The organism is Neobacillus sp. S1115 (assembly GCF_055385565.1).
On record NZ_AP038275.1, the window covers coordinates 2,124,255 to 2,141,442 of the forward strand.

Here is a 17,188-nt window from a genome sequence, read left to right on the forward strand (position 1 = left end):
TGGCTTCGTTATAAGCCGTGCTTTTTTACAGTCTAAAAAATGACATTATTTTGAAAAACTATGTAGACAAATTATAATAAATTTAAAGTATAATATGTAATATTACTACTAGAATTTTTGAACGGTCTGTGAAAGGTTACAAAGATGAGTATAATAAAGGATTTTTTACTGCAGCTAACACTTACGGTTATTCCCATATTTATTTACTCCACCTTTATTATGGAGAAGGTGAAGAGTGAAAAAAATAGACACGTCACGATGACCATTCTGTGGGGAATGTCAATATTACTATGCATGTCCTTTCCCGTGAATTTTGGTCAAAATGCCAGGTTAGAGTTAAGAATTATCCCTCTTTTATTAGGAAGCCTATACGGAGGATTTTGGCCAAGTATTTTCCTCTCTGGTTTAATCATACTGTATCGACTTAATTCCGGCATCAGCATAGGTTTCTATAATACCGTTCTTGTCTTATTGTTAACACTCCCTATTATCTTGTTTTTTCAAAAGTCTTTCAAAAATAAGAAAAAAGATAAAAGGGTTAAAATTGCAGTGGGCCTATCCTTTTACTACTGTTTAATTGGCCTTACTGTTTTTGGGATGTTAAGAGGTTTTACGTTTGAACATCTAAAAGTACAGATGATTCATTTGGTTTTTGCAGTCGTATTTACCTGGTCCTTCACTTTGTTAATTGAAAAAATCAGGGAGATCCACCAGTTGCGGCTAGAGATGCAAGACTCAGAGAAATTGCGAGTAATCAGTGAGTTAACAAGTGTTTTCGCTCATGAAATTAGAAATCCGATGCAGGTGACTCGTGGTTTCCTGCAGCTTCTGGACGAGCCCGATTTGGCTCAAAAGAAGAAGGAATACATTCAACTATCCATTGAAGAGTTAGATCGAGCCAATGAAATTATTAATGATTTCTTATCTTTTGGAAAACCATCCAACCATAACGAAGTAAGAGTCGATGTAGGGAACCAATTACATCGTGTGGTTAATCTCATTCACAGTTACGCCCTTGGCCATAATGTTGTGATAAAAACAGATATTTTTGAAAACGGTTGGGTTTATGCTAATCCTCAAAAATTAGACCAGTCCTTGATTAATATTTTGAAAAACGCAATCGAGTCGATGCCGAACGGTGGAATGGTGTGGATTTCGTGTGCTTCAAATGAAGATGGCTATATAAAAATTAGTATTAAGGATCAAGGAATCGGGATGAGCCAAGAGCAAATCGACCGCCTTGGATCTCCGTATTATTCCTTAAAGGAAAGCGGAACTGGACTCGGAATGATGGTAAGCTATCAAATTATCCGTTCGTTTAAAGGTAAGGTCCAAGTGAAAAGCGAAAAAGGAGTGGGGACCGAATTTATTATTCTTTTGCCTCAGATAACCTAACTGCTTGTTACATAATAATAGACTGCCAAAACCTATTGTCGTAATGACCATAGGTTTTTTATTTTGAAAAAATAAATATCTCAAATTCAAGATACTTAACTTGACGATAATTTAATCAAAATGTATCATGATTACATAAAGTAACTAAAGTTATTAATAGTTACCTAATAAATAAAGATAACCTAAAATAGGGGTGACAATAATGATAGAAGTAACTGTAAAGCTAAGTTACAAAGGGAAAAATTACTTAACCAATGTAATTGTTAAAAGGGACACATCTGAAAAACAGATTTTGCATATCGCACAAGAGCAAATTAAGAAACAATGGTTGAATTGATAAAGTGATCTTCTGAACTTTACTTTATATTAGGGTAATGTTTTTCAAATACTAGGAGGAATTAAATTGGAGTCAATGACCTTTGTCTTATTTGGGGCAACAGGAGATTTAGCGAAGCGAAAAATTTTCCCCGCCCTTTATAATTTGTATTTAGATCAAAAATTACCACAACCAATATCTATTATTGGACTTGGAAGAGGTACCCTCACTCATAATGATTTTCAAGAAAAAGTAAAAGAATCTATATTAACCTTTTCACGCCGTTTGGAACATGACGCTGGCGAAATGGGAGATTTTCTAGATACTTTTCGATATAACACTTTAGACGTTAACAATACAGAAGATTATCAAAAATTACTTCAGTTGGTTAAGCAAAGAGAAGCGGAATTGCAAATAAAAGAAAATCGAATGTTCTATCTTTCTGTTGCACCAAAATTTTTTGACATTATTGCTTTGAATATCAGAGATAGTGGCTTGGGAGCAACGAATGGTTGGAAACGTTTGATGATTGAAAAACCATTTGGGCGTGATCTTCAAACTGCCCGTCAACTAAATAAAAAATTAAGTTCTGCATTTGAAGAAGAAGAGATATTCCGAATTGACCACTACTTGGGTAAGCCAATGGTTCAGAATTTAGAGGCATTAGAATTTGCAAATCCAGTCTTACAATCAATATGGAATAGAGAACATATCGCAAACGTTCAAATTACTGCGAGTGAAACGGTAGGGGTTGAGACAAGAGCAGGTTATTACGATCAAGCAGGAGCCATACGGGATATGGTTCAAAACCACATGCTGCAAATGCTGATGATGACGGCCATGAATCTCCCCAAAAAAATCAATGCTTCTGAAATCAGGAATGAAAAAAGGAAGGTAATGGAGGCTCTCAGGCCAGTAACAAAAGAAGATGTTCAAACCCAAATCGTTCGTGGTCAGTACCTTTCTGGTGAGATTAATGGTCAAAAAGTTCCAGGGTATAAGGATGAACCTGGAGTGGACCCTTCTTCCAACACTGATACATTTGTAGCTGCTCGAATTTGGATCGATAATCCGTTTTGGTCTGGTGTTCCTTTTTATATTCGAACAGGAAAGAGAATGAAGGAAAAATCTACTCGTATCGTAATCGAATTTAAAAATCCATTAGATTTACACTATATAAACGATAACCAAAAAGTCGAACCTAATTTATTAATCATCGAAATAAGCCCAGGTGAAAATGTCTCGCTACAATTAAACAGTAAAAATCCGATGAATAATGGAAAAATTGAACCTGTCAGAATTAATTTTTCTTGTGAGGATTCAACAGGCAATGGAAATAGCTTAGGAGTACCTGAGGCATATGAAAGGTTGATTTATGATGCTTTAATCGGAAATTCCACCTTCTTTGCCCATTGGAAAGAAGTCGAATTGTCGTGGGAATGGGTTCAACCAATTCTTGATGCATTCGAGGAAAATCTACTCCCACTACATGAACATTCATCAGGTACTTATGGTCCGGATGCTGCAAATACCCTCTTGTTAGAAAATGGGTTTAAATGGTGGCTAGATGAAAAGGTTGAAGAAAATAAAGAGAAAGTACTTCAGAAATAAGTATCCAGGAGGTTTATTAAAATGACGCAAAACATCGAGAACTTAGCAGTTACTACCATCAGAACATTATCTATCGATGCTATTAACGCTGCAAATTCTGGTCATCCCGGTCTACCAATGGGGGCGGCGCCAATGACGTATGCATTATGGGCGAAGCATCTTCATCATAACCCTGAAAACCCGAAATGGTTCAACCGTGACCGATTTGTTTTATCTGCGGGACATGGATCCAGTTTGCTGTATAGCATGCTTCATTTAGCTGGCTATAATGTCACCATTGATGATTTGAAAAACTTTAGAAAGTTAAATAGCAGAACGCCGGGGCATCCTGAATTCGGTCATACTGCTGGTGTAGAAGCGACTACAGGACCATTAGGTCAAGGTATTGCGAACGCTGTTGGGATGGCGATGGCAGAAGCACATTTAGCAGCGAAGTTTAATAAAGAAGGGCATCCGATTATTGATCATTACACCTATGCGTTAGTCGGAGATGGCGACCTAATGGAAGGTATTTCCTATGAAGCTATGTCAATGGCGGGTCACATGAAACTTGGGAAGTTGGTCGTGCTATACGATTCAAATGATATTTCACTGGATGGTGAATTAAACGCTTCGTTCTCTGAAAACATTGAGAAAAGAGCAGAATCAGCCAACTGGCACTATCTCAGAGTGGATGATGGAAATGATATTGAAGCTATTTCGAATGCGATTGAAGCAGCGAAACATCATATAGATCAGCCAAGTTTGATTGAAATCAGAACGATAATTGGCTATGGCAGTCCAAAGGTAGCTGGTACCAATAAAGCACACGGTGCACCACTTGGAGCGGAAGAAGGAAAAGCAACAAAACAAGCCTATAACTGGCTCTATGAAGAAGATTTCTATGTTCCAGAGGAAGTAAAAGAGCACTTTGCGCTATTAAAGCGTAAAGGGATTGATGCTGAACAAACTTGGATTCAGCAATTCGATGCATATAAGCAAGCCTACCCTGAGCTAGCTGATCAATTAACCAAAGCTATTGATGGAAAAGTTCTCATCGATACAAAAGATGTATTAACATTTGAATCTGGGAAAAGTATTTCCACAAGGGTTGCCAGCGGCGAAGCCATTAACCATTATGTGAAATCTGTTCCAGCTATATTTGGTGGAAGTGCAGACCTTTCCCATTCCACCATGACTGAAATCAAAGGTGAACAAATGTACGCAGTTGAATCGTATGGTGCACGTAATGTTTACTTTGGAGTCCGTGAACACGCAATGGGTGCAGCAGCAAATGGGATGGCTTATCACGGTGGAGTGAAACCTTTTGTAAGTACATTCTTTGTATTTAATGATTATCTTCGTCCGTCTATCCGTTTGGCTGCACTATCAAAGCTTCCTGTGATTTATGTATTTACGCATGATTCGATTGCAGTAGGTGAGGATGGCCCTACACATGAACCGGTTGAACATCTGGCAGCACTTCGTTCCATACCAGGGTTAACGGTTATTCGACCAACAGATGCAAACGAAACAGCTAGTGCATGGGCATATGCTCTTCAGCAAACAGAAGGACCTGTTGCATTAATCCTAAGTCGACAAAATTTACCGGTGTTTAATGAAACAAAAGCAAATCTAGAGAAGCTTTCTAGGGGAGCTTATGTATTAGAAGAAACAAATGCCACACCAGATGTTATTTTAATTGCTACCGGTTCCGAAGTATCCTTGGCTGTAAACGCAAAAACAGAACTTGAAAAGGATAATATCTCTGTGCGGGTTGTTGCAATGCCAAGCTGGGAATTGTTTAGTCATCAATCAAAGGAATATAAAGAAAAGGTTCTCCCTTCTTCAAATTCTAAACGAATTGCCCTAGAAATGGGGATTTCCCTTGGGTGGGAGAGGTTTGTGGGCTTTGAAGGGAAAATTCTTTCCATAGAGACATTTGGTGCTTCAGGTGATGGAACAGCTGTTATGAAGCAATTTGGATTTACTCCTGAGAATGTTGTAAGTATTGCGAAAAGTGTCTTAAAACATTCTTGAGTGGGCCATTAAATAAATGGAAAAATTATTATCCAACATTGGAGGAGAACATAATGAAGGTAGGACTTATTGGTTTAGGAAAAATGGGACTAAACTTAGGGCAAAATTTAATGGATCACCATCACGAAGTGGTAGCATTTGATGTTAATCCAAGTGCAGTAGAAAATATGAAGAAATATGGAGCAACTGGTGTATCAAGTTATAAAGAACTTATCCAGACCTTGGAACATCCAAGAATTGTCTGGATAATGGTTCCTCACGCAGTGGTTGATATAGTTATTGGTGAGATCTTACCCTATTTGGAAAAAGGCGATATTGTCGTTGAAGCCGGTAATTCTCACTATAAAGAATCAATTCAACGCTACAATGAATTAAAGGAAATAGGCGTAAGATATTTGGATGCCGGTACTTCTGGCGGTATGGAAGGGGCCCGAAATGGAGCTTGTTATATGATAGGAGGCGACCCAGATGCTTGGGAGATAGTGGAACCCCTTTTCAAGGATACAGCAGTGGAAAATGGCTTCTTATATGCCGGAAAAGCTGGCAGCGGTCACTTCTTAAAAATGGTTCATAATGGTATCGAGTATGCGATGATGGCTGCAATAGGCGAAGGCTTTGAAGTGCTGGAGAAAAGCGATTTCGATTTCGATTATGAAAAGGTCGCCAGAGTTTGGAATAATGGTTCTGTTATTCGTTCATGGTTAATGGAATTGACTGAGAATGCCTTTTCAAAAGATGCAAAATTAGATGAAATTAAAGGGATCATGCATTCCTCAGGTGAGGGAAAATGGACTGTGGAAACAGCTTTAGATTTACAAACGGCTACTCCAGTTATTGCAATGTCTTTATTAATGCGTTACCGTTCTTTAGATAATGATACATTTACAGGTAAAGTTGTAGCCGCATTAAGAAATGAATTTGGCGGACACGCTGTCGTAAAGAATTAAAATAACCGAATTTTTAACAATAGGAGGAAAACAAAAATGAAATTTTTTATTGATACTGCAAACTTAGATGAGATTAAAAAAGCGTATAAAATTGGAGTTCTTTCAGGTGTTACAACCAACCCTTCATTGGTAGCAAAAGAAGGAGTTAAATTTGAAGACCGTATTGCTGAAATCCTAAATGCCGTTCCAGAAGTGGAGTCCGTTTCAGCCGAGGTAACACCTAATGCTTTAACTGCTGACCAAATGATTGCAGAAGCAGACGAGCTTATTAAAATTAACGGCGGCGATAAGAATATCACCATCAAGCTTCCAATGACCCTTGATGGACTAGAGGCTTGCCGCTATTTAACTAAAAAAGGTGTTAAAACCAACGTTACCTTGATTTTTAGTGTGAACCAGGCATTGTTGGCGGCACGTGCAGGTGCTACTTATGTTTCACCATTCTTAGGACGTTTAGATGATATTAATGAAGATGGTGTACAACTTGTCGCAAAAATCGCAGAGATGTTCCGGATTCAAAATCTAAATGCGCAAATCATTGCTGCATCCGTGCGTCATCCAGACCATGTTACCCGTGTAGCGATGGCAGGAGCGCATATTGCAACGATTCCATTCAAGGTCATTGAGCAATTGTCAAAACATCCGTTGACCGATCAAGGACTTGAAAAATTTGCTGCTGACTGGAAGACAGTATAAAAGAATTTAAAAGTTAAGGGCGTTAGTCAGAGGAGAATTAACGCCCTTACATAACCAAACAAACGGTGAGGAGAACAAGCGTATGTCAATTACTTTTGATTATTCAAATACATTATCTTTCATGCAGCAGCATGAAGTGGACTATTTAAGTGAATTTGTAAAAACTGCACATGAGATGCTCCATGAAAAAAAAGGACCGGGATCTGATTATCTTGGATGGGTAGACTTACCCCATAACTATGATAAAGAAGAATTTGCGCGTATCAAAGCAGCGGCAGAAAGAATCCGCAGTAATTCTGATGCTTTAATTGTCATCGGAATCGGAGGCTCTTATCTTGGTGCAAGAGCTGCCATTGAAGCTTTGTCTCATACGTTTCATAATCAAATGGATGGTACTACTGATATTTATTTTGCAGGACAAAATATCAGTGCTACTTATCTGACCCACTTATTTGATGTGCTTAAGGACAAGGATATTTCCGTTAATGTGATTTCAAAATCAGGTACAACAACAGAGTCTGCTATTGCGTTTCGTATTTTCCGAGAATATTTGGAGAAAAAGTATGGAAAAGAAGAAGCAAAAAAACGTATTTATGCAACAACCGATCGTGCTAAAGGCGCTTTAAAAACACTTGCCGATGAAGAAGGATATGAAACCTTTGTCATTCCTGATGATGTTGGCGGCAGATACTCTGTGTTAACAGCCGTAGGTCTATTGCCAATCGCAACTGCTGGCTTAGATATTGATATAATGATGGCAGGGGCTGCAGCTGCTGCGGATAAGTATAATAACCCAAACTTGGCAGAAAACCAAAGTTATCAGTATGCGGCCGTCAGAAATGCTCTTTACCGAAAAGGAAAATCAATTGAACTTTTGGTGAACTTCGAACCTGCCCTTCATTATGTTTCTGAATGGTGGAAACAGCTATTTGGAGAGAGTGAAGGAAAGGACCAAAAAGGTCTTTATCCTGCTTCTGTTGATTTCACCACTGATCTTCACTCCATGGGACAATATGTCCAAGAAGGACGCCGTGACCTTATTGAAACCGTGGTATCTGTAAAAGAACCTAAAGTTGACATTACTTTAGGGATGGAAGAGGCAGATCTTGATGGATTAAATTATTTAGCTGGGAAGACAATGGACTATGTAAATAAGAATGCTGCACAGGGTACGGTTCTAGCTCATGTGGACGGAGGAGTTCCTAACCTATCCGTAGAGCTGGATCAATTAAATGAATATACCTTCGGTGAAATGGTTTATTTCTTTGAGAAAGCATGTGGAATCAGCGGCTTGTTAATGGGAGTAAATCCTTTTGACCAGCCGGGTGTAGAGGCATACAAGAAGAACATGTTCGCGCTTCTAGGAAAACCAGGATATGAAGCGGAAAGAGAACAATTACAAAAACGCATTACTAAATAATAGTAAATGAAAGCAACCTTGTCTTAATTAAGGTTGCTTTTTCGTGAAGTATGAAACATTACAAATACAAAAAGGAGAAAAGCCAATTATGATGGAGGCTTTTCTCCTTTGTGAAATAATTAGGCGATATTTTCCATTCTAATTGTGAATTGAATATTTTCCTCAGTTACATTTAATAATCCTTCTAGTACAGCCAGTTTAACTTTTAATTCCTTGATTTCCAAGCTGCTAACTACATTTGTTTTTCTTAGGTTACCTATCATATCTGCTACCACTTGTTTAAAAATTTGTGAATCAATTAATAAATATTGAATTAATTCCATTGCTGCTTCTTTTTCTTGTTGGTTTTTGACGGCAAAGATACTTTGAATATCGGGTTCTAGAACGAAAAGAGATTGTAAATCCTCCGAAATTCTTATACGAGCATAGCTTTTTTTATTTCCATAATACTTATTATCCCTAATCCGCATTAGATCAAGGCCAATCATAAATTCATAAAAAGGTGTGTTCTTATCGAGAGAACGAAACCCGTTAATTTCAATGTTTGATTTTTCATCTATAAAAATTTCTTTTTCAAATCTCGTTTGAATTACTTTTGATTCTAACATATTCATATTTTACTACCTCACTTCTAATTTTTATATAAAAAGTAACATGTATACTTTAAGTAACCTAATTACATTATAGTAAACAAAGAGAAATAAATCAATATAAGTTGCATGAGATTTTATTAGGAGTGTCAATTAATAATTTTTTATAATAATAGTGTTGACAAATAGGGAAGAAGAAATATAATAAAAATATCCTTAATTAAAGATAATTAAATTCGAGATAATTGAGAATCAATAAATAATTGATTTAACTTGATAAGGAGAGAGTGTTTAAAATGGTAACTTTATTTCTAACACCAAGTTGTACCTCATGTCGAAAAGCAAGAGCTTGGTTTGAGGATCATCAAATTCCATTTAAGGAAAGAAATATTTCTTCTGAAAAGCTTACGATAGAAGAGATTAAGAACATCCTTCAGTTTACAGAGGAAGGAACAGACGAAATTATCTCGACAAATTCAAAAGCTTTCCAGAAACTGAATGTAAATATGGATTCTTTATCACTTCGAGAATTATTTAATATTATTAAAGAAAATCCTGGGTTATTAAGAAGACCATTAATCCTTGATGAAAAAAAATTACAAGTGGGATTTAATGAAGAAGAAATACGGAGTTTCTTGCCGCGTAATATGAGAGTATTCCTGCTAGATGAAATCGATAGCTTTTTAGAAGAAGTTCAATAATGCCGATTTTCAATTAGATATTTTTTTTATTTTTTAATATCTCGAATTAGAGAATCTCAGATTAAAAGGTCTATAATTTCATTAAATAATAAACACAATAATTTTAAAAGGAGTGTTTCTCTTTTCCATTGAAATACCGAAATAAATCTTCAAAAAAATCCTATGGTGAAACGAGGAGATTCTTACAATGCAAAAAACGTCAGGTATCCACCATATTTCTGCGATGGTAAATGATGCCCAAAGGAATATCGACTTTTATGCAGGTGTACTAGGATTAAGGCTGATTAAGAAAACAATCAACTTTGATCGTCCTGAGGTGTATCACCTTTACTTTGGAAATAAAACGGGCAACCCGGGAACAGTCATTACCTTTTTCCCCTGGGAAAAACAGCTAAAAGGGCGAATTGGAACCGGACAGGTAGGAGTAACGAGTTACATCATCCCAAAGGGCTCGCTTCCATTTTGGAAAAAGCGATTTGAAAAATTCAATATTGAATCTACTTCTTCCATTCGCTTCGGAGAAAAGTATCTCCGATTTAACGACCCAGACGGTTTGCTGCTTGAACTTGTCGAAAGTGATGAGGGACCAACTAACCAGTGGAGCTTTGGTGGGGTTCAAGCAGATAATGCCATAAAAGGGTTTAGCGGAGCTATCCTTAACTCTGCTCAACCGCATAAAACAACAGATGTACTAGAAAATGTGATGGGATTAGAATGTATCGGACAAGATGGAGATTATCTAAGATTTAAGGCTGAAGGACATCTTGGAAATACGATTGATATTCAGCTTACCCCATCTGTCCGAGGATTAATGGGGTCAGGCACGGTTCACCATATTGCCTGGAGAGCAAAGAATGAAGAAGATCATCACAGATGGAAGTCGCTTCTTGAGGAAAATGGTTATCATCCGACAGAAATTCTCGATCGGAATTACTTTAAGGCAATTTATTTTCATGAACAGGGAGGAATCCTCTTCGAAATAGCAACTGACCCGCCCGGTTTTTCAGTCGATGAACCAGTTGCGAAACTCGGCCAGAAACTTATGCTGCCATCTTGGCTCGAGTCAAAAAGGGAAGAATTAGAAGAAACCTTACCGTCTGTAGAGGTTCGAGTTCTGGAGGGAGATAATTAATGAAACATATATTCAATAAGGGGCAAGATCATTTTATTACTAAATAAAATAATAAACCGGAGGATTTACGAAGATGTTAAAAAATGAAATTGGGGCACTTATATTACGCGTGACATTAGGAGTAATATTCTTTATTCATGGAGTTGTTAAATTTCAAGGTGGAATTGAAAATACGGCAGGCTGGTTTGAAAGTCTTGGCTTACCAGGGGTCATGGCATATGGAGTTGCTATACTTGAAATTATTGGAGGGATATTATTAATCGTTGGATTGGCAACAAGACTAGTTGCGGCATTGTTTGCATTATTAATGATTGGAGCAACATTAAAAGTAAAACTAGCAATTGGCTTATTAGGAAATGGTCAAATGGCCGGTTATGAATTAGACTTAGCATTCTTAGCTATTGCGGTATATCTTATCATTAATGGAAGCAAGCTATTCGCAATAAGCCACTTGATATTTAACAAGGATTCAAAAGAGACTACAAATGCTTTCTAAAATTTAGAATGTAAAATTTAAAAAAAGAAATAATAGGAGGTGTATCAATATGGGCTTTCTATCCAAATTATTTGGAAATTCATCAGAAAAGGAGAATGAAAAAATGACAAATGTTAAACTAGCAGTTATTTATTACAGCATGGGTGGAACAAACTATCAATTAGCAAGATGGGCAGAAGAAGGTGCTAAAGAAGCAGGTGCTGAAGTAAAAGTATTAAAAGTACCTGAACTTGCTCCGCAATCCGCTATCGAGGGGAATCCGGTTTGGAAAGCTACAGTTGAAAAAACAAAAGATGTACCAGAGGTTAAATTAGATGACTTAGAATGGGCAGATGCAATTATATTCAGCGTACCAACTAGATTTGGTAATATGCCATCACAAATGAAACAATTCCTAGATACTACAGGTGGACTTTGGTTTAATGGAAAACTTGTAAATAAAGTTGTAAGCGCAATGTCATCAGCACAAAATGCTCACGGCGGTCAAGAGGCAACTATTTTATCGCTATATACAACGATGTATCACTGGGGTGCAATTGTGGCTGCTCCTGGTTATACTGATCCGGTTACATTTGGAGCTGGTGGAAACCCATATGGAACAAGTGTTACTGTTGGTCAAGATGGAAAAATGATTGAAGATGTTCAAGCAGCTGTAAAACATCAAGCAAAGCGTACTGTTACAGTGGCAGAATGGGTAAAAAAAGCAAATCAATAACGGAATAAATATAAAATAAAGGGAGCTAATCAAAGGAAATGATTGGCTCTTTTTTCTAATATGGAGAAACTATAGGATTGATACGAATAGAAGAAATGGGGAAATGAAATGACTGGTCTGTTATTAGATCATTCCAAAATTGGAGAAGAAGCACTTGAACTCATTTGGGAAAATACTAATGATGCCATTTTTTTAATTGGTCAAGATGGAGCTATACTTCATGCAAATCCAACTTTTACAGATATATTAGGATGGGGAATACAGGAAATAAGGGGGCTGACTCCACCCCCAGCTTTGCATAACATGACAAAAGAACAGCATGACGCATTTTTAAATAAATTAAGAGAAGGAGAAAATATTAATTATAGTCTTATAAAAAGAAGGAGTAAAGATGGGGAAATACTAGATATTTTAGCAACCTACCGCTCTATAAACAAGGGTGAAATTCTTGCTGTGGGCATGTATAAAGATTTTACAGAACAAATGGAAATACAGCGGCAGCTAGAGGAAAGTGAAGTCTGTTATCGAAAACTTGTTGAATTTTTACCAGAGGCGATAATTGTTCAAAATAAACATCATATTGTTTTTGCGAATCCAGCTGGAGTTAAGTTTTTAGGACAAGAAAATACGAAGTATATTATTGGCCGATCGATTTGGGGGTTTTTCGATGCGGAAAATAAAGAAAGTATCGAGCTTCGGTTACTTGACATGATTAAAAACAGTGATGGTGAAAAACCAATTCCTATCGTAGAAAGATTGGTTCGGTTTGATAAAAAGGAAATTTTTGTGGAGATCACTGCAATCCCGATGGTTTATAATGGCGAATCGGTCATGCAAATTCTATTTAAGGATATAACAGATAGAAAAATATACGAAATAGAGTTGGAAAATATGGCTTATCACGATCCGCTGACAGGACTTAAGAACAGGCGGAGCTTTACTCAGTTGCTGGAACGATCCATTGAGTCTGCAAGTGAAAAGGGAGAGCAGCTTGCTTTATTGTATATGGATTTGGACAAATTCAAAGAAATAAATGATTCTCTCGGTCATGAAATGGGAGATGAGCTTCTTAAACAGTTTGCTAATAGATTAATAAATAGTGTAAGAGGAAATAGTGTTATTAGTCGAATAGGCGGCGATGAGTTTTTAATCCTGTTGAAGGACAATATGGATTTACAAAGTGTTAACAAGATTGCTTTTAGGCTATATAAAACACTTCAACAGCCTTACCAAATTAAGGGACAACTCATTAAAACAACAGCAAGTGTTGGTATTTCTATTTTTCCTATGGATGGATCGAACAGCGATATGTTGATAGATCATGCTGATCAAGCTTTATATTTAGCGAAAGAAACGAGAAATCAACTCAAATTTTATAGTTAGAACTAAAACGGGAACTACTAATTAACAATAAAAAACACACTTCAAACTGAAGTGTGTTTTTCACTAAATTTAAAATGAGGAGGTATTTCTATTTTATAACCATTTGTCTGCCCATTCTTCTAAAGCTTTGAGCGATCGTCCAAGTTCTGTACCTTTTTTTGTTAGCGAATATTCAGTCCGTACAGGACGGTCTGCAATAACATTTCTTAACACAATCCCATTGTCCTCAAGCTCTTTCATCCGTTCATTTAATACTCTTTTGCTTAAATCTGGTATAAAGGCATGAATTTCACTAAATCTTTTCGGTTCCGCCATTAGTGTATGGACAATTAATCCCATCCATTTCTTTCCCATTATATGATAGCACTCTTCAACTTTGCTGCATAATTTATTTTCTGTATCCATATATAAACACCCCTAATGGTTCCTAGGTTATTTTTAATAACTATAATTTAATAATAACAGAGTCAGTTAATAAAATAAAGTATCTACTGGATTTTAATTACCAAAACAAAAGTTTTGTCCTGGTTCATTCACAAAATTGACACATATAAATTGACAATATAGTTACAAATAGTTATTATGGTTACATAAAGTAACCAGATAATTGAACCTTTATTCGAATAGTGAATCATGAAAAAGTCATTTTGATACCAGGAAAAATTAAAATGGTATGAGTTTAAATTATAGGGGGGATCATTCAGGAAATAGGAATTATTTTTTGTATTTTATCTCGGAACCGAGATTATTAAATTGAAGATAAAAATTTGAAATGTATGGAGGAATTAAGAATGGACCGAAATTTATCAATGGAACTTGTTCGAGTAACGGAAGCTGCTGCACTTGCTGCGGGCCGGTGGCTGGGGAGAGTTCTGGCGGAGCACCTGAAGGTGTAATTGCAGCAGCAGCCCTAAAAAGCTTAGGTGGAGATTTTCAAGGCAAACTGATTCAGCAATCAGAAGAGGAAAAAATTCGGTTAAATCAAATGGGCATAACCGATTTTAATAAAGTTTTATTAATGAATGACATCGTGAAAGGCGATGATGTCTATTTTGCTGCGACAGGTGTAACGAATGGAGAGCTTTTACGAGGAGTGCAATATAAAGGAAAAATTGGAACAACTCATTCCGTTGTGATGCGGGCTAAAACAGGGACTGTTCGATTTATTGAAGGACAACATACGTTGGGTCAAAAACGATAACGTATTCGTGATGAAAGAAATGAGGGATACAAATGAGTCAAAGTGCCTTTAAAAAAATGATAAATTCCGAAAAAAACACTGCAAATGATATGATTAGACCATTTGGATTTAGGGATAAAGTTGGCTATATGTTTGGGGATTTTGGGAATGACTTTTTCTTTATTTTAGTTAGCTCATTCTTAATGGTGTATTATACAGATATTTATGGAATTAGTGCAGCTTTTGTTGGGATTCTTTTTTTAGTTGCACGTTTGTGGGATGCTTTTGCTGATGTCACCTGGGGTAGGTTCATTGACACAAGAAAAGCAAGTAAAAATGGCAAATTTAAACCATGGATTTTTAGAATGTCACTCCCTCTCGTTATTTCAGGAGTATTAATGTTCGTTCATATACCAGGAATGTCTAAAGGGTTTTATGAAGCATATGCATTTGTCACTTATATCCTATGGGGAACTTTATATAGTACTGTTAATATTCCATATGGTTCAATGGCCTCAGTCATCAGCAATGATCCGATTGAGCGGACATCTTTATCAACATTCAGAACAATTGGAGCGATGCTGGCAAGTTTAATTATCAATGCTGTTGGACCTTTGATTATTTTTGTAGACAATAAAGCAAGTGCGAATGGATTTCTAATGTCAGCCGTAATTTTTGGTATACTTTCTTACGCGTGTTACCTTGCATGTTATAAATTATCGACTGAACGGATCATGTTGGATGAAAATGAAGGGCCAAAAGCAAAGTTAAGTAAAACAATAAAAGGGCTATTTAAAAACAAACCATTACTCGCAATCCTTTCAGCATCACTAATATTCATGATGAGTACGATGCTGATGGGTGCAGTTAACGTATATTTGTTTAAAGAATACTTCCACAATACAGCAGCATTGAGTATTATCGGGATTATTCAAACAGTCACTGTATTTATTGCTATTCCTTTAGTAAAACCGTTAGTGAACAAATTTGGTAAAAAGGAGACTACATCAATAGGAATGTTAATAGCAGGTTCGGTATATATGCTTTTATACCTCCTCCCAAATTTATCAACAACTCAATTCATTGCCATTTCAGCTGTAGGAATGTTTGGATATGCCTTCTTTAATACCATGATATGGGCTTTTGTTACGGATGTAATCGATTACCATGAATTTCTGACCGGTTTAAGAGAAGATGGTACAGTATATTCTTTCTATTCTTTTGCCCGCAAAGTTGGTCAAGCCATTGCTGGAGGTATCGGCGGCTTTGCCATTACAGCCATTGGCTATGATGCAGCACGTGCAGTTCAAACCCAAGGTACGCTGAATGGACTTTATCAACTAGCTACCATCGTACCTGCAGTTATCTATTTATTGATTTTCTTTATATTAGTCTTTCTATATCCATTAACGAAGCAACGCATGAAACAGCTATCGATTGATTTAGCTGAACAAAGGAAGACTAAAAAGTGATAGAATTACTGTTTTTTCTTTCCTTCTCATATAAATGAAACAACTAACAAATACTACCTTATAGCAAAATAATAAGGGGTAATTCAAGATGGTTAAAACAATTGCATCGCTTCTGTTAATTAGGCATACCACAGTATGCCTATGATTGGACCATTACAGGTGAAAAGCGGACAGGGGTATCTTATTCTACTCAGGGTGCGATTGACCGGTACCTTAGTCATGAAAGCTAAATTTTTTATGATGATACGGCTGCTTCTCCCTGGATTAGGTATGTTGATCAAAATCAAAAGTTGCATGAAGTCTGGTTTGAAGATCCCTGGAGTCTTCTTGCAAAATTTCGGCTAGTGAAAGAATACGGATTAGGAGGATTGGGCTGCTGGCATTTAGGCACATCTATGCCGCAAACAGAGGAGATATTGCTAACAGAATTTAATGTTCAATAGTCCGACAGCAAAATATGGATATGGAGTGATCATTCATGGACAGCAATAATTGTGACTTCTCACCTATGAAACAACATTTAGAAGATGGAATTCAACATCTAATTCTTATGCTCCAATCTAACTTGAATGTACTTGGTAATGAAAATTATTGTTTGTTGGGAAGTCTCGAAGATGTTAAAGATCATCTAATGGAAATTGAATCAATGGCTGCTTCTTTTTATTTGAATTGCTATTTATCATCTTTTACGGACACTTATAAAGATTTATCCACCTCTGTTCAGCACCTTTCGAAACATAGGCATGGTGCACTGATCGTTGTGGAACGTCGTGATTTGGTTGAACCTAATATTCAAATAGGAACAGCAATTGGAGCATTAGTAACGCCTAAATTAATAGAATCCATTTTTTATCCGGGCAACCCTTTGCATGATGGGGCTGTTTTAATTCGGGGAAACCAACTTATTTCGGCAGGAAATGTTCTTCCTTTAACCACAACTATAATAGAAGAAAAAAAACTAGGGACACGGCACCGAGCAGCTCTTGGAATTTCAGAACAATGCGATGCACTGGCATTGGTTGTTTCCGAAGAAACGGGTAGAATTTCATTTGCCCTGAACGGAAAACTATATCCAATTAATACCACTAAACCCATTAAATTTGTAGGGTAGTTAG

17 protein-coding genes and 1 pseudogene are annotated in these 17,188 nt (G+C 36.7%); 16 read left to right on the forward strand and 2 right to left on the reverse strand.

The features are described 5' to 3' along the window. Window positions 1-144 precede the first annotated feature (144 nt). From ACZ5B7_RS10450 to ACZ5B7_RS10480, 7 genes are all read left to right on the forward strand, one after another. Window positions 145-1,395 (forward strand): ATP-binding protein, encoded by a 1,251-nt coding sequence (locus ACZ5B7_RS10450; protein WP_464493659.1) that lies wholly within the window; start codon window positions 145-147, stop codon window positions 1,393-1,395. A gap of 202 nt (window positions 1,396-1,597) precedes the next feature. Beyond that, on the forward strand, window positions 1,598-1,732 hold the full coding sequence (locus ACZ5B7_RS10455; protein ID WP_378581146.1) for a BA3454 family stress response protein: 135 nt from the start codon (window positions 1,598-1,600) through the stop codon (window positions 1,730-1,732). 75 nt (window positions 1,733-1,807) lie between these two features. Then, window positions 1,808-3,322, forward strand: coding sequence for a glucose-6-phosphate dehydrogenase (gene zwf, locus ACZ5B7_RS10460; protein ID WP_464494468.1), 1,515 nt, complete (start codon window positions 1,808-1,810; stop codon window positions 3,320-3,322). Between the two features lie 21 nt (window positions 3,323-3,343). After that, the gene (tkt, locus tag ACZ5B7_RS10465; RefSeq protein WP_464493660.1) at window positions 3,344-5,341 is read left to right on the forward strand and encodes a transketolase; all 1,998 of its coding nucleotides are present in this window, start codon (window positions 3,344-3,346) and stop codon (window positions 5,339-5,341) included. A 53-nt stretch (window positions 5,342-5,394) separates the two neighbouring features. Further along, window positions 5,395-6,288 carry a phosphogluconate dehydrogenase (NAD(+)-dependent, decarboxylating) gene (gnd, locus tag ACZ5B7_RS10470; RefSeq protein ID WP_464493661.1) on the forward strand — a complete coding sequence of 298 codons (894 nt, stop codon included), beginning with the start codon at window positions 5,395-5,397 and terminating at the stop codon, window positions 6,286-6,288. Window positions 6,289-6,324: 36 nt separating this feature from the next. Continuing rightward, on the forward strand, window positions 6,325-6,984 hold the full coding sequence (gene fsa, locus ACZ5B7_RS10475) for a fructose-6-phosphate aldolase (protein ID WP_464493662.1): 660 nt from the start codon (window positions 6,325-6,327) through the stop codon (window positions 6,982-6,984). A gap of 82 nt (window positions 6,985-7,066) precedes the next feature. Next, window positions 7,067-8,404, forward strand: coding sequence for a glucose-6-phosphate isomerase (locus ACZ5B7_RS10480; RefSeq protein ID WP_464493663.1), 1,338 nt, complete (start codon window positions 7,067-7,069; stop codon window positions 8,402-8,404). A 119-nt stretch (window positions 8,405-8,523) separates the two neighbouring features. Here the strand turns inward: ACZ5B7_RS10480 and ACZ5B7_RS10485 are convergent, their stop codons facing one another. Beyond that, window positions 8,524-9,018: a hypothetical protein gene (locus tag ACZ5B7_RS10485; RefSeq protein ID WP_464493664.1), complete on the reverse strand. Its 495-nt coding sequence runs from the start codon at window positions 9,016-9,018 to the stop codon at window positions 8,524-8,526. A gap of 272 nt (window positions 9,019-9,290) precedes the next feature. On the opposite strand from ACZ5B7_RS10485, the gene spxA reads away from it, so the two are divergent. From spxA to ACZ5B7_RS10510, 5 genes are all read left to right on the forward strand, one after another. After that, window positions 9,291-9,695, forward strand: a complete 405-nt coding sequence (gene spxA / locus ACZ5B7_RS10490; protein ID WP_378581154.1) for a transcriptional regulator SpxA — start codon at window positions 9,291-9,293, stop codon at window positions 9,693-9,695. 187 nt (window positions 9,696-9,882) lie between these two features. Then, complete coding sequence (locus tag ACZ5B7_RS10495) at window positions 9,883-10,827, forward strand: ring-cleaving dioxygenase (protein WP_464493665.1); 945 nt, start codon at window positions 9,883-9,885, stop codon at window positions 10,825-10,827. Window positions 10,828-10,900: 73 nt separating this feature from the next. After that, on the forward strand, window positions 10,901-11,323 hold the full coding sequence (locus tag ACZ5B7_RS10500; protein ID WP_464493666.1) for a DoxX family protein: 423 nt from the start codon (window positions 10,901-10,903) through the stop codon (window positions 11,321-11,323). 49 nt (window positions 11,324-11,372) lie between these two features. Further along, window positions 11,373-12,038 (forward strand): NAD(P)H:quinone oxidoreductase, encoded by a 666-nt coding sequence (wrbA, locus tag ACZ5B7_RS10505; RefSeq protein WP_213140691.1) that lies wholly within the window; start codon window positions 11,373-11,375, stop codon window positions 12,036-12,038. Window positions 12,039-12,146: 108 nt separating this feature from the next. Beyond that, a complete protein-coding gene (locus ACZ5B7_RS10510) occupies window positions 12,147-13,421 on the forward strand; it encodes a diguanylate cyclase domain-containing protein (RefSeq protein WP_464493667.1) in 1,275 nt (424 codons plus the stop codon). A 93-nt stretch (window positions 13,422-13,514) separates the two neighbouring features. On the opposite strand, the gene ACZ5B7_RS10515 is transcribed toward ACZ5B7_RS10510, so the two are convergent. Beyond that, on the reverse strand, window positions 13,515-13,826 hold the full coding sequence (locus ACZ5B7_RS10515) for a winged helix-turn-helix transcriptional regulator (RefSeq protein WP_213140690.1): 312 nt from the start codon (window positions 13,824-13,826) through the stop codon (window positions 13,515-13,517). A 386-nt stretch (window positions 13,827-14,212) separates the two neighbouring features. Here ACZ5B7_RS10515 and ACZ5B7_RS10520 point away from each other — a divergent pair, with 386 nt between their 5' ends. The 4 genes and pseudogenes from ACZ5B7_RS10520 to cdaS all read left to right on the forward strand — a co-directional run bounded on the left by ACZ5B7_RS10520 (window position 14,213) and on the right by cdaS (window position 17,184). Beyond that, window positions 14,213-14,317 carry a fructose-bisphosphatase class II gene (locus tag ACZ5B7_RS10520; protein ID WP_464493668.1) on the forward strand — a complete coding sequence of 35 codons (105 nt, stop codon included), beginning with the start codon at window positions 14,213-14,215 and terminating at the stop codon, window positions 14,315-14,317. After that, window positions 14,293-14,622: pseudogene (locus tag ACZ5B7_RS10525) on the forward strand (fructose-bisphosphatase class II); the annotation flags it as partial. The gene ACZ5B7_RS10520 and the pseudogene ACZ5B7_RS10525, both read left to right, overlap by 25 nt. Before the next feature lie 32 nt (window positions 14,623-14,654). Then, on the forward strand, window positions 14,655-16,073 hold the full coding sequence (locus tag ACZ5B7_RS10530; protein WP_464493669.1) for an MFS transporter: 1,419 nt from the start codon (window positions 14,655-14,657) through the stop codon (window positions 16,071-16,073). Between the two features lie 478 nt (window positions 16,074-16,551). Further along, complete coding sequence (gene cdaS / locus ACZ5B7_RS10535; RefSeq protein WP_464493670.1) at window positions 16,552-17,184, forward strand: sporulation-specific diadenylate cyclase CdaS; 633 nt, start codon at window positions 16,552-16,554, stop codon at window positions 17,182-17,184. Window positions 17,185-17,188: the final 4 nt, after the last annotated feature.

Coding starts and splice junctions, on each gene's coding strand:
- spxA (WP_378581154.1), top strand. CDS start 9,291: ATGGTAACTTTATTTCTAACACCAAGTTGTACCTCATGTCGAAAAGCA.
- ACZ5B7_RS10515 (WP_213140690.1), bottom strand. CDS start 13,826: ATGGATACAGAAAATAAATTATGCAGCAAAGTTGAAGAGTGCTATCAT.
- ACZ5B7_RS10450 (WP_464493659.1), top strand. CDS start 145: ATGAGTATAATAAAGGATTTTTTACTGCAGCTAACACTTACGGTTATT.
- ACZ5B7_RS10510 (WP_464493667.1), top strand. CDS start 12,147: ATGACTGGTCTGTTATTAGATCATTCCAAAATTGGAGAAGAAGCACTT.
- ACZ5B7_RS10495 (WP_464493665.1), top strand. CDS start 9,883: ATGCAAAAAACGTCAGGTATCCACCATATTTCTGCGATGGTAAATGAT.
- gnd (WP_464493661.1), top strand. CDS start 5,395: ATGAAGGTAGGACTTATTGGTTTAGGAAAAATGGGACTAAACTTAGGG.
- ACZ5B7_RS10520 (WP_464493668.1), top strand. CDS start 14,213: ATGGACCGAAATTTATCAATGGAACTTGTTCGAGTAACGGAAGCTGCT.
- ACZ5B7_RS10530 (WP_464493669.1), top strand. CDS start 14,655: ATGAGTCAAAGTGCCTTTAAAAAAATGATAAATTCCGAAAAAAACACT.
- ACZ5B7_RS10485 (WP_464493664.1), bottom strand. CDS start 9,018: ATGAATATGTTAGAATCAAAAGTAATTCAAACGAGATTTGAAAAAGAA.
- ACZ5B7_RS10500 (WP_464493666.1), top strand. CDS start 10,901: ATGTTAAAAAATGAAATTGGGGCACTTATATTACGCGTGACATTAGGA.
- zwf (WP_464494468.1), top strand. CDS start 1,808: ATGACCTTTGTCTTATTTGGGGCAACAGGAGATTTAGCGAAGCGAAAA.
- tkt (WP_464493660.1), top strand. CDS start 3,344: ATGACGCAAAACATCGAGAACTTAGCAGTTACTACCATCAGAACATTA.
- fsa (WP_464493662.1), top strand. CDS start 6,325: ATGAAATTTTTTATTGATACTGCAAACTTAGATGAGATTAAAAAAGCG.
- cdaS (WP_464493670.1), top strand. CDS start 16,552: ATGGACAGCAATAATTGTGACTTCTCACCTATGAAACAACATTTAGAA.
- ACZ5B7_RS10480 (WP_464493663.1), top strand. CDS start 7,067: ATGTCAATTACTTTTGATTATTCAAATACATTATCTTTCATGCAGCAG.
- wrbA (WP_213140691.1), top strand. CDS start 11,373: ATGGGCTTTCTATCCAAATTATTTGGAAATTCATCAGAAAAGGAGAAT.
- ACZ5B7_RS10455 (WP_378581146.1), top strand. CDS start 1,598: ATGATAGAAGTAACTGTAAAGCTAAGTTACAAAGGGAAAAATTACTTA.